Genomic DNA, 12946 nt, shown 5'->3' on the forward strand with positions numbered 1-12946 from the left:
ATGTTTTTCCATTTGTAGCCATTGCTTCTAGACCTATTTCTTTTACGTTTTTCCTGCGGACCGTGTAACTTTTCCCCGAAGAAACAAAAAGACGCCTCCACACTGCGAACAGCGGACGGGCGTCTTGTTTGTATGTAACTCATTACATTCGTCATATGAAGCCGCTTTACATAAGGTGCCTAGGCCAACCTAATTGTTAAACCATCCTGTAATCATGGCATAGTCAGAGTACAAGAACACAAATAAGCTGACGAGACCGAAAGCGATTGCGAATTTATTTTTTTGGCGGGCCATCAACAAGCGAACCACACCAACAAAGATCAGAATCGTAAACAGGATCATGAAAATATCAAATGTCTTAAATGTCGCGCTCGCATCCGATGCTGCTGCAAGGATCATGAAACGTACCTCCTCGTGGGTTTCTTCTCGGGCAAATTTACATATCTTCTTCTATGTTATCCATGTGCCCGTCCAGATGCAAGCCCTCCGCCCCTAAAAATCAAAAAAAGTCATAGAATTTTCTCATTTTTAACCAAATTTTCAGATATTAGCATGACTTTCATCACGGCAGAGGTTAAATCAAGCTTGCGTTATGGATTCAGGCATAGGCTGCTTCGTATATCCAAGTGACTGCGGTCAGGATCGAGAAAACGTTCACTCCTGTGACTCATACTCCTCAGGAGTCGATTCCTGCTCTACTGCCTCTTCCTCCTCCAAGTCTTCACTTGGCAATGCCACGGAAGGATCTGTGATCGTAATCCGATCCTCTGGGTCCTTCTTGACCTCCAGCGCAACCTCATTGGACGGTTCACTGCTTACATTCAATTCGTTTACAGCAACGACATGGATCGCATACCGGCCGGACGGACCTACTAACATATTACGGTTCGGAATAAGATATGCACGGCTCACTAACGGTTCCTCATTCAAACGATACAGTACTCCGTCAGGTCCTATGTAGTATACATGATAGATTACGCCTTCCTGCACATCTGTCCAGGTTAAACCAATGGATTCATCTTCCTCATTTAGGATGGCCTGAAGACCGGATATTTTATTCGGACGGCTCGAAACTTCGTTAGAATAACCACTCTTGCCGAAACTGTTCACTGCCTCGACTACATAGTAGGCCGTCTCCTGAAAACGCACGTCGGATGTTGCGTAACTGCCTGACTTCACATTCGCTCCGTCTGACAATAATGTATAACCCGTCCCGGACTTCTCGCTGTAATAGATATTGTAGGTTTCCCCTTGTTTCGCTGTCCAGGTTAATTGAATCTGCCCCTTCTCATATCGGAATTTCAGATCCGTCGGAGCAGTTGGTGCCGTTGTCGGCAAATCCGGCTGAGATGCCAAGTTCTCTGTCCCCGTATGGGACTGTGCTGTTCCAGGAACGGAAGGAGTTGTGGATGTTGATCCCGATGATGAGGTTACGATACCATGGATGACCGGGTGAGGACTTTCTGGTGGTGTCTCTACCTCATCCTCCGAAGTATTGGAGACGATGTGCCCCACGGCTTTCAACCACTTCGCTGTAACCAAAGCTGCTTCTTCCTGGGTAACGATACCCTTGGGATTCCAAGCCTCGGCTGCGGATTCCTGAAAGAGACCTAACTCCATGGCCAGTTCGATAGCTTCCTTAGCATAAGGGCTGAAGGAGCCCTTATATAACTCCAGCTGCTTGGCTTCCCCGTCCGAGTTTTCTTTATCAGTAATCCCTTGCAGAGCTCTTTGATACAGCACAGCCATATCCTGACGTGTCAGCGATTGTCCAAGTCCAAACCTACCGTTCCCTACCCCTTTCACCAGCCCTGCATGAACCGCACCTTCGATTGCGGAGAAAGCATAGTGATCGTTCGGTACATCCTTGAAGGTAGCGACTTCCGGACGTTCAGCCGTGCTAAGGTTTAGAGCTTTGACAATCATTATGACAAAATCCTGCCGGGTGATGGCCGCGTTCGAATGGAGATCCCCACTACCGTCACCGGGATGGAGTCCTTCCTCGGTTAACCGGAGAGTGGCTTCCTGTGCATCGAAGCGCCCCCTATCTGAGACGGGTACGGGTACAACATCATCTGCTTGAACGCTATCGGATGAGTTTATGTATAAAGCACTTGCTGCCAGAGCTATCAGAACGGAACAGGTGATCCTCTTCATACAATCCCTCCAATTTGTCGCAATCATCAAGATCATACCATATCCTGGAATGCGAAGATATTGGAGGATGATATGAAAATAAAAAAAGAGCCCCCGTTAATAAAACCAGGGACTCTGTTATTACGCTAACCTTGTTCATCTGCTGAAATATGAAATGCAATAAGCTGTGTACCCACAGTTCACTCCAGCATGGAGCAGATTCGTTTAAGATACTGCCAATTCATCCGGTCTCCCTAGCAGAAGCGAGGGAGCAGCTGTTAACGTGCCGCTTCCACCTTGTTCAATTCCTTAGTTCGCTTCGTATCGCGTTCCAGGATTGGCTTCAGGTACTTCCCTGTATAAGACTCGGGTACCTTCACCAAATCCTCAGGCGTTCCGGTAGCGATGATAGTACCACCGCCGCTGCCGCCCTCTGGACCCAGGTCGATCAGATAGTCTGCTGTCTTGATGACATCGAGATTGTGCTCAATGACAAGGACGGATTCCCCGGATTCCACCAGACGATGAAGGACAACGAGCAGACGGTCGATATCGTCCACATGCAGGCCGGTGGTCGGTTCATCCAGAATATACATCGTTTTGCCCGTGCTGCGGCGGTACAGCTCGGAAGCCAGCTTCACGCGCTGGGCTTCACCACCGGACAACGTGGTGGCAGGCTGACCCAAAGTAATATAACCCAGACCGACATCCATCAGCGTCTGCATCTTCCGGTGTATCTTCGGAATGTTCTGGAAGAAATCCGTTGCATTCTCAACGGTCATCTCCAGTACCTCAGCGATGTTCTTGCCTTTATATTTAACTTCCAGCGTTTCGCGGTTGTAGCGTTTGCCCTTGCACACTTCGCAAGGCACGTAGATATCCGGCAGGAAGTGCATCTCAATCTTGATGATACCGTCCCCGCGGCAGGCCTCACAGCGTCCGCCCTTCACGTTGAAGCTGAAGCGGCCCTTCTTGTATCCGCGAATCTTCGCTTCATTCGTCTGGGAATAGATATCCCGGATATCGTCGAAGACGCCCGTGTAGGTCGCCGGATTGGAGCGAGGCGTACGGCCAATCGGTGACTGGTCGATGTCAATAACCTTCTCGATATGCTCCAGACCCTTCATCTCGCGGTATTGCCCCGGACGGACTTTGGCTCTGTTCAAGTCACGAGCGAGCGTCTTGTACAGGATCTCGTTGACCAATGTAGACTTGCCTGAACCGGACACGCCGGTTACCGCCGTGAAGACGCCAATCGGAATTTTCACGTTGATATTCTTCAGATTGTTCTCTTTCGCGCCTTTAATCTCGAGCCAGCGTCCATCGGTCTTACGGCGCTTGCTGCTGACCGGAATGAACTTGCGGCCGCTCAGGTACTGGCCCGTCAGAGAGTTAGGGTCGTTCATAATCTCCTTCGGCGTTCCCTCCGCGATGACCTGGCCGCCATGAATGCCTGCGCCCGGGCCGATGTCGATGATATAATCTGCGGCCATCATCGTGTCCTCGTCATGCTCGACCACAATGAGCGTATTGCCCAGATTCCGCATATGCTCCAGCGTTGAAATCAGGCGATCATTATCCCGTTGATGCAGCCCGATGCTGGGCTCGTCCAGAATGTACAGCACGCCCATCAGGCTGGAGCCGATCTGCGTAGCTAACCGGATCCGCTGCGCTTCCCCGCCCGACAGCGTTCCCGCCGAACGGCTGAGTGTCAGGTAATCCAAGCCCACATTGACAAGGAAGCCCAAACGGCTGTGAATCTCCTTCAGAATGAGATTGGCAATCTGTTTTTCTTTCTCGCTAAGCTCCAGGTGATCGAAGAACTTCAGGGATTCTCCGATCGACAGGCTGGTCACATAAGCCATGTTACGGTCATTGATCGTAACCGCCAGGCTTTCCTTCCGGAGACGATGACCTTTACAAACATCGCACGGCTTGCTGCTCATATAACCTTCGATGTATTCGCGAATACCCTCGGAATTGGTATCGCGGTAGCGACGTTCCAGGTTCGGAATGATGCCTTCGAAGGTCACATGCGCTTCCTTGCGCTGACCGAAGTCATTCTCATAACGGAAGTGAACCTTCTCATTGCCTGTACCGTACAACAGTTTATTCATCTGTTCCTGGCTAAAGGTACTGACCGGCTTGTCCAGCGGAATGCCGAAATGTGCGCAGACCGATTTCAGAAACTGCGGATAATAAGTCGACGTGCCCCCGCTCCATGCAGCGAAGGCGCCTTCCTCCACGCTTTTGCTCGTATCCGGTACAAGCAGCTCCGGATCCACGATCATCTCGACGCCAAGTCCGTCGCAATCCGGACAAGCTCCGAAAGGAGTATTGAAGGAGAACATCCTCGGCGTCAGTTCCTCCATGCTGAAACCGCAGATCGGGCAAGCAAAGTTGGAGCTGAACCGAAGCTCCTCCTGACCCATGATATCGACCAGAAGCTGGCCGCCTGACAGGTTCAGCGCGGTCTCGATCGAATCGGCCAGACGTGCCTCTATATCTTCCTTAACTACGATCCGGTCCACAACGACCTCAATCGTATGCTTTTTGTTCTTCTCCAGCTCGATGCTTTCCGACAGATCGCGCAGCTCTCCGTCGACGCGCACCCGAACGAAGCCCTGTTTCGCAATATCGGCAAACAGATTCTTATGCTCGCCCTTGCGCCCGGAAATGACAGGCGCGAGAATTTGCAGTCTCGTCTTCTCGGGATACTGCATAATGCGGTCTACCATTTGCTCGACCGTCTGGGAGGTAATCTCCACGCCATGCTCCGGACAGTGCGGATGTCCCACCCGGGCAAACAGCAGACGCAGATAATCATAGATTTCCGTTACGGTACCTACCGTAGAGCGCGGGTTGCGGCTCGTCGTTTTCTGGTCAATTGATATCGCCGGCGATAGGCCTTCAATGGAATCGACATCCGGTTTCTCCATCTGTCCGAGGAACTGGCGTGCATAAGCGGACAAGGATTCCACGTAACGTCGCTGACCCTCGGCATAAATCGTATCGAATGCGAGAGAGGATTTGCCCGAGCCGCTAAGCCCCGTAAGAACGACGAACTTGTCACGCGGTATCGTGACGTCGATATTTTTCAGATTGTGTGCACGTGCGCCTTTGATCACAATATTTTCACTTGCCAAACGATATCATCTCCTACTCCATATGGCATGCATGTTGGTGCTTATATTTTCACAAAGAGAACGACCGCATAGGCCGTCCCCCCTGTCATTCATCTCTCCAGATTTATTCGGCTTGTAGCTCCAGCAGCGCATCACGAAGCTCGGCCGCACGCTCGAATTGCAAATTCTTCGCTGCTTCCTTCATTTCGGCCTCGAGACGCTGGATCAGTTTCTGACGATCCTTCTTCGACATCTTCTGTCCTTCGCCCACCAGATAATCCGCCTTGCCCTCCGCAACCTTCGTTGCTTCGATGACATCGCGGATCTTCTTGCGGATCGTTTGCGGCGTTATGCCGTGCTTCTCGTTGTAGGCAACCTGGATGCTGCGGCGGCGCTCGGTTTCCTTGATCGCTCGATCCATCGAGTCGGTGATCTTATCGCCGTACATGATAACTTTACCTTCCGAGTTCCGGGCTGCCCGGCCGATCGTCTGAATGAGCGAGCGATCCGAACGGAGGAAGCCTTCCTTGTCGGCATCGAGAATCGCTACCAAGGAAACCTCCGGAAGGTCAAGCCCCTCCCGTAGAAGGTTAATACCCACCAGCACGTGGAATGTACCAAGCCGCAGATCCCGTAGAATCTGCATCCGTTCCAGCGTCTTGATATCGGAGTGCATGTAACGAACCTTGATGCCGATTTCCTTCAGGTAATCGGTCAGATCCTCGGCCATTTTCTTCGTGAGGGTCGTCACGAGCACACGCTCGTCACGATCCACGCGGTCATGGATCTCGCTAATCAGGTCATCGATCTGCCCTTCAGTCGGACGCACATCGATGATCGGATCGAGCAGGCCTGTCGGCCGGATGATCTGTTCAACCATCGTATCGCAGTGCTCCATCTCATACGGTCCCGGCGTGGCCGACACATAGATGATCTGGTTCACTTTCTCCTCGAATTCCTCAAACTTCAGCGGCCGGTTATCCAACGCGGACGGCAGGCGGAAGCCGTGATCGACCAGCACGGTTTTCCGTGCCCGGTCACCGTTGTACATCGCTCGGATTTGCGGGAGCGTAACATGCGATTCATCAATGACAAACAGCATATCGTCCGGGAAGTAGTCAAGGAGCGTATATGGCGTAGCCCCAGGCTCCCTGAAGGTCAGAGGGCCGGAATAGTTCTCGATGCCGGAGCAGAATCCGACTTCCTTCATCATCTCGATGTCATAACGGGTACGCTGCTCCAGGCGCTGCGCTTCCAGCAGCTTGCCTTCCGAGCGCAGCAGCTCAAGGCGCTCTTCCAATTCGCGTTCGATGTTCACGAGCGCCACCCGCATCGTCTCTTCACGGGTAACGAAGTGAGACGCCGGGAAGATAGCGATATGCTCGCGTTCTCCAACCAGCTCGCCCGTCAAGACGTCGATCTCCGTGATCCGCTCAATCTCGTCGCCGAACAGCTCGACGCGAACGGCATGCTCCCCCTTCGAGGCAGGGAAAATCTCGATAACATCCCCACGAACGCGGAAGGTACCGCGAACGAAGTTGATATCGTTGCGCTGATACTGGATATCAACCAGCCGCGACAGAATCTCATTCCGCGGCTTCTCCATCCCTACACGGAGCGACAGCAGCATTTCGCCGTATTCATGCGGCGAACCCAAGCCATATATGCAGGATACGCTCGCCACAATGATGACATCGCGCCGTTCAAACAGCGAACTCGTTGCAGAGTGGCGGAGCTTATCAATCTCTTCATTAATGCTGGAGTCCTTCTCGATATACGTATCGGAGGAAGGGATATAAGCTTCCGGCTGATAGTAATCGTAATAACTCACGAAATAATCCACGGAGTTGTTCGGGAAGAATTCCTTAAACTCGCTGGCCAGCTGTGCAGCCAGCGTCTTGTTATGCGCAATGACGAGTGTGGGACGGTTTACTTTGGCGATTGTCTGCGCGATCGTAAACGTCTTCCCCGTTCCTGTTGCACCTAGCAGCGTCTGATGTTTTTTCCCTTGGCGGAGTCCTTCGACCAACGCATCAATAGCCGTGGGCTGATCGCCCTGCGGCTGGAATTCAGACTGGATCTCAAAGGATTTGGTACTGACAACTAAATCGCTCATTGCCCTTCATCACCCTCATACTCTAAAATGAAATTCATGCTAAAAGATATGTCGAAACTTCCCGATGATATACTATGGGAAATTAGTGGTGTCTACATAAGGAATAAGAATATTTGTTCCCGTCTCATTATACCCTTTACGTTTTTTTGATGCAAACAGTTTAATTAAATTTTAATAAGTTCCAGCACGAATGTTCCAAGCCTCAGCTTCCTCCGGTTCGCTGCTCCGGAATCCATGTCGGACAAGCTTGAGGCGAACCGATGATTGTTAATTAACTTCCTTAAGGAGATGATACAGCGTTATGGATATTACGATTATTCTTGGCATTCTCGCCGGCTTGGCCGCGTTGATCGGAGGGTTTTTATGGGAAGGCGGGCATCTGAGCGGCCTGCTGCAAGGTGCGGCGGCGCTAATCGTATTCGGCGGCACCATCGCCGCCGTCATCGTCAGTTTCCCTGCTACCCGGCTCCGCACCATCCCGGCTGCGCTCAAGCTGGCCTTCGGCCGCAGCAACCGTTCGTCGGACGATCTGATTGACGCCATTGTCGATATGTCGGTTACAGCCAGAAGAGACGGGGTGCTGGCGCTGGAGCGAATCTCGGCCGATCACGAGGACCCGTTCCTGCGGGAAGGCATGCAGATGGTCGTGGACGGCAACGACCCGGAAGTGGTTCGTCAAATCCTGGAGCTCGATATCAATGCCGCCGAGCAGAAGCACGAAGGATATGCCAAAATCTTTGAGTCCGCCGGGGGATATGCTCCTACCATGGGGATCATCGGTACCGTCATGGGATTGATCCACGTGCTGGGCAGTCTGCAAGACCCAACCGGTCTCGGACCTTCGATCGCGGTCGCTTTTACCGCCACTTTATACGGCGTCGCGAGTGCCAATATTATCTTTTTGCCCATTGCGTCGAAGATTAAAGCACGTTCCGAAGAAGAAATTGCAAATATGGAGCTGCTGCTCGAAGGAATTATGGCTGTTCAGAACGGAGAGCACCCGCTATTGGTTCGTAAAAAGCTAGCCTCCTTCGCTTCCGCAGGCACCACGGACATTCCGTCCTCAAGGGGGATCGCGCATGAGACAGCCGAATAGACGGCGCCGTCATCGCAAGCAGGCGGAAGGCGACCAGCGCGAACGCTGGATGATCACCTATGCCGACCTGATTACGCTGCTCCTGATCTTTTTTGTGGTGATGTATGCCATGAGCCGGCTCGATACGGAAAAATACAAACTCGTCACCCAATCCCTGCAGGCCACCTTCCAGAGCGGAGACAGCATCCTGGAGATGGGCTCCGGCATTACCGGCACAGCCGATACGGAGAACCATAAGAATCCTCCGCCGAAGCCTGCTGCCGAAGATGAGGGCGGCCAAGAGAAAGATGCAGATACGGCGGCGGAGCCGCTAACCGAGCGGGAGCTCGCTTTCCGTGCCCAGGAGGAGGAGCTGGCGAACTTTATGGGGCTTATTCAGCAATACGTGAAGGACAACCAGCTCGAAGAGGATATCTTCATCGCGGACGAGCCGCAAGGGATTGCCATTACGCTAAGCGACCGCTTCCTGTTCGATGTCGGCAAAGCCGAGCTTAAACCCGGAGCCGCTCCGGTTCTGGGCAAATTAGCCAGCCTGTTCAGCGATTTAAACACCACGGTGAGCATCGAGGGGCATACGGACAATGTGCCGATCGGCCGCTACTCCAGCTACAAGGACAACTGGGAGCTCTCCGGTGCCCGGGCGATGTCGGTGCTGCGGTTCTTCCTCGATAACAGCAAGCTGGACCCGGAAGGCTTCCAATACGCAGGCTATGCCGATACAAGACCAGCCGCGGATAATGCGACTGCCGAAGGCAAGCAGAAGAATCGGCGGGTTGAAATTACCGTTCTACGACAGCTTAAGGAGTAGGAAGAGGCGTCATGCGGCTAAACCCGCTCCCCTGCCTTGCCTTAAGAAAACTTTTAACCCATCGTCACCTATAGTAAATAAGCGCCCGGCAGACTGAATGGACATGCATTCAGATCTGGTCGGGCGCTTTTGTTTTATCAAAAAATGATCGATCACTGACAACGTTCCTAAGAGCCACGAGATATCCAGCATACTCGTTTATGCGCCGTGCCCAACTCCGCTCTCGCTTGGCCGCAGGATAGCAGAACCGACGGCGAGCAGAATGACCGCCATCAAGCCGAGAACAGCCAGAGGCAGTGCGATATCGGATAGCGTACCACCGGTGGCCGCTATCTCAACCGCTTCAATGGCCCATTTTTGCGGGATGAAGTTGGCGATTTTCTGCATGAACTCCGGCATGATGGCAAGCGGCCAGAAGCACCCGCCCAGCATGCAGGTCGGAGTGACGATCATGGAATTGATCATGGCCGCATTCTGCCCGTTCCGGATCAACCCGGCGACCGTACTTGCCACGCCTAACGATACCAGCATAAAGGCCGTCAGAATAAGGAAATGCAGTAATAACGGCACTCCGTAATCGTAACGGAGCACATACCGGCTCAGCACAAGCACGATGATCACCTGCAGCGAGCCGACCACCAAGCTGCCCAGAAAATTGCCTATAGCGATCTGATAGGCACGCACTGGTGCCGTGTACATGCGGGACAGCGTTCGCTGCCTGCGGTCATCGATCATCATCGAGACCACGCTGGAGATGAGGGTCATCATGAACATCAGGGTAAAACCCGTTACGTTGGATAGGCCTGGCTTGGCGTACAGATTCATATCCGTGACCTCCGTATCCACCCGATTCATTGCGGACTGCTTGAGCACATCTTGCAGCATCAGCATTCGGTCAACATCCGGCTCCGAGGTTTCCCGGATCAAAGCAGCTGTGCCGCTCAGACGCGTGACCGCAGAGTCTGCCGTCATTCGTATCATCACCGAAGCCTCCGAGGTTGAGACCTCGTATATCTGAACCAGCGGCTGCTGTCCTTCAATCAACCCATCGCTGAAGCCCTCCGGTATATAAACGCCTACGGTACTTTTATTCTCCACCAAGTCTTCTCTCAGCGTATTCTCGGATTCGGACTCCTTGAGTACGTATTGGCCGCTGCGCTCCAGCTCATTCATCAGATACTGACCTGCCGGGCCTTCGTCTTCATTCACATATGAGACCAGGATGCTTGCAGCCGAGGTCTGCCCCAAGAGAAACACCGTCAAGGTAACGACCACGCAAGGAACCAGCAGGTAGACGATCCAGCCTCTTTTTCGCCCCAGCGTGCGCCGCACCATATGCCAGGCAATGGTTAGGCTATGCATGGTATCCCACCTTTCTGTACGTAATCATGGCTGCAGCTGACAGAGCTGCGGTAATCGCCGCCAGCATGCCGAGGCAGGTGACGATCAAATGCACGTCGCTGTTCAGCATCATACGCAGCATGCTCTGCATGGCCCAATGATTGACGGTGAAGGAAGCGATCTTTTGGAAAAATTCCACGGGAAGCGGCATGAATCCCCCGCTCACAAATGTCATGGCGATAATGATCGCCTGCATCAGCCCCCTGGCTCCTGCCGCCGTTGAGGAGACCAGGGTGATGAACGTGGCAATGGTCATGGACGATAATGTGATTAATACGCAGACCACGATAAGCAGCAGAGGGTGGGGCCCCCATTTCACGCCGTACAGCCACATGGAACCAAGTACGATGGCTGCTGCCTGTACAAGCGTGATCAGACTGCAGCCGATAATTTTACCGGCAAATACGGTTCCGGGGGTGACGGGTGCGCTTTGCAGGCGATACAGGGTCCGGCCTTCCCGCTCTCCCAGCAGACTGCTGCTTGCCATCAGACCCGAATACAAAAGAAACATAATCAGCATGGAGGCAGCGTAGTATTGGGCTGCTGAATACGTGGCTCCTTTCTCGCCCAGTTTCCCGATGGTTACGTTCGGTCCAGACGAGGTTTCCACAGGTGCTGCCGCTTGAGCCGCAAGAACTTGATCTCCGCCCATAACGATAACCTCAGCCTGTTTGTGATTGACATCTGCGATAAAGGTCTTAAAGATCGTGTCTGCCACCAGGTTGAGATTACGGTCTCTTCCGGGCAGCAATTCAAGCTTCACGTCCGCTCCCTGACCCATCCGTTCATCAAAGGAAGCGGGAACCACTACCGCGTAATCGACCTCGCCCCTGCGCAGCTTTCCTTCAACCTCTTCACGGCTGGCTGCCATCTCATGAACGAGAATTTCCTGGATCTCCGGCGAGCCGGTTAGAGCCTGAATACTCCCCGGCAGCTGGCCTCCATCTGCAGCATCCAACACAAACCCCACCCTGACCGATGACTGTTTAAATTCCTGATCATTGCCGAACCAGCCCGAGAGCGCGTTTCCCAATATAAAAATAAGGATGAGCGGCAGCAAAAACTGGTTGATCAGCACCGTTCGGCTGGTAGCCATCCGCTTCAGCTCAAACCAGGCGATAATCATCATATTCATCTTCGGTATTCCTCCTTCATGGATTCCTCTGCACGTGTCCCTTATGATCAATCGCGAAGCGTGCGCCCGGTCAGGCTGAGAAACAGCGTTTCAAGCCCCGGCTCCTCGCACTGCAGGGAACGAAGCGTCGTACGGTGTTTACTGCAGATGAACAAAATATCCTGCAGCTCATCCTGAGCTGACGGTACATAAACTTCGATCTCGTTATCATTCTGCGTGACGCTCCGAATGCGCGGGTGAATGGTCAGCTCCTCTACCAGTTCCGGTGTGATTCCATCAGCGGTAAGAATGATTTTTTCCTCATGCGCAACGCGTGCCCGAAGCTCCTGCTGCGTCCCGCAGGCGATAACATGACCTTGATCCATAATGGCCACCCGATCACTGATCGCAGCAACTTCCTCCATGTAATGACTAGTATAAATAACGGTAGAACCCATGCGGTTTAGCGTCTTCACGGATTCCAGGATATGATTCCGGGACTGCGGATCAATCCCTACCGTAGGCTCATCCATAATGATCAGCTTCGGACGGTGCGTGATCGAGCATGCAATATTCAATCTTCGTTTCATCCCCCCGGAGAAGGTGGACGGCTTTTCCTTCGCCCGATCCTGCAGGCCGACAAACTCCAGCGCCTCTTCCACTCGTTCCTTTAACAAAGGGCCGCGCAGTCCATATAATTTTGCAAAAAAAGCAACATTGTCCCAAGCCGACATCTCTTCGTACAGAGCCAGATCCTGCGGCACCAACCCGATTCTCCGCTTCACTTCCAGCGGCTGCTCTTCAATCGAGATGCCGTCCACCTTAATGCTGCCCTGATCCTTGGGAAGAAGTCCGCAGATCATATTGATGGACGTGCTTTTGCCCGCCCCGTTCGGTCCCAGAAGCCCAAAGATTTCCCCTTCGTTCACTTCCAGGTTCATATGATCCACCGACAGCTTGTTTCCATATCGTTTCACGACATCCTTCATCTGCAGAAAGACCGCCATCTTCACCATCTCCATTTCTCCAATCTCTCGTATCCATTTGTTGATTTTATTCTATCTGGAATCGCCGAATTTTTAAGGTAGAAGAAGTCACTTTATAGGGTGACGAAAGTCATCTCCTTACTGAAAACAACCATGTGATATAA

The 12946-nt window shown here is 52.6% G+C and carries 9 protein-coding genes; 2 read left to right on the forward strand and 7 right to left on the reverse strand.

All coding sequences use genetic code 11. From position 1 onward, the window contains the following. Positions 1 to 189 precede the first annotated feature (189 nt). The 4 genes from MKX98_RS31275 to uvrB form a co-directional block, all read right to left on the reverse strand. On the reverse strand, positions 190 to 399 hold the full coding sequence (locus tag MKX98_RS31275; protein WP_071219760.1) for a hypothetical protein: 210 nt from the start codon (positions 397 to 399) through the stop codon (positions 190 to 192). 255 nt (positions 400 to 654) lie between these two features. Then, a complete protein-coding gene (locus tag MKX98_RS31280) occupies positions 655 to 2157 on the reverse strand; it encodes an S-layer homology domain-containing protein (protein WP_339220255.1) in 1503 nt (500 codons plus the stop codon). Between the two features lie 257 nt (positions 2158 to 2414). Beyond that, positions 2415 to 5282, reverse strand: a complete 2868-nt coding sequence (uvrA, locus tag MKX98_RS31285) for an excinuclease ABC subunit UvrA (protein ID WP_194539885.1) — start codon at positions 5280 to 5282, stop codon at positions 2415 to 2417. A gap of 103 nt (positions 5283 to 5385) precedes the next feature. Beyond that, positions 5386 to 7377: an excinuclease ABC subunit UvrB gene (uvrB, locus tag MKX98_RS31290; protein WP_220683721.1), complete on the reverse strand. Its 1992-nt coding sequence runs from the start codon at positions 7375 to 7377 to the stop codon at positions 5386 to 5388. Between the two features lie 301 nt (positions 7378 to 7678). On the opposite strand from uvrB, the gene MKX98_RS31295 reads away from it, so the two are divergent. After that, positions 7679 to 8473 (forward strand): flagellar motor protein, encoded by a 795-nt coding sequence (locus tag MKX98_RS31295; protein ID WP_339220258.1) that lies wholly within the window; start codon positions 7679 to 7681, stop codon positions 8471 to 8473. Next, positions 8457 to 9281, forward strand: coding sequence for a flagellar motor protein MotB (locus MKX98_RS31300; protein ID WP_339220260.1), 825 nt, complete (start codon positions 8457 to 8459; stop codon positions 9279 to 9281). Before MKX98_RS31295 ends, MKX98_RS31300 begins: the two co-directional genes overlap by 17 nt. A gap of 198 nt (positions 9282 to 9479) precedes the next feature. Here MKX98_RS31300 and MKX98_RS31305 read toward each other — a convergent pair whose 3' ends face one another. The 3 genes from MKX98_RS31305 to MKX98_RS31315 are packed head-to-tail and all read right to left on the reverse strand — an operon-like array spanning position 9480 to position 12812. Continuing rightward, positions 9480 to 10643, reverse strand: coding sequence for an ABC transporter permease (locus tag MKX98_RS31305; protein ID WP_339220262.1), 1164 nt, complete (start codon positions 10641 to 10643; stop codon positions 9480 to 9482). After that, positions 10636 to 11817, reverse strand: a complete 1182-nt coding sequence (locus MKX98_RS31310) for an ABC transporter permease (protein WP_339220264.1) — start codon at positions 11815 to 11817, stop codon at positions 10636 to 10638. The genes MKX98_RS31305 and MKX98_RS31310 overlap by 8 nt, the downstream gene beginning before the upstream one ends. A gap of 47 nt (positions 11818 to 11864) precedes the next feature. Next, positions 11865 to 12812: an ABC transporter ATP-binding protein gene (locus MKX98_RS31315; protein WP_339224623.1), complete on the reverse strand. Its 948-nt coding sequence runs from the start codon at positions 12810 to 12812 to the stop codon at positions 11865 to 11867. Positions 12813 to 12946: the final 134 nt, after the last annotated feature.

The organism is Paenibacillus sp. FSL W7-1332 (assembly GCF_037969785.1).
GTDB lineage: Bacteria > Bacillota > Bacilli > Paenibacillales > Paenibacillaceae > Paenibacillus_AQ.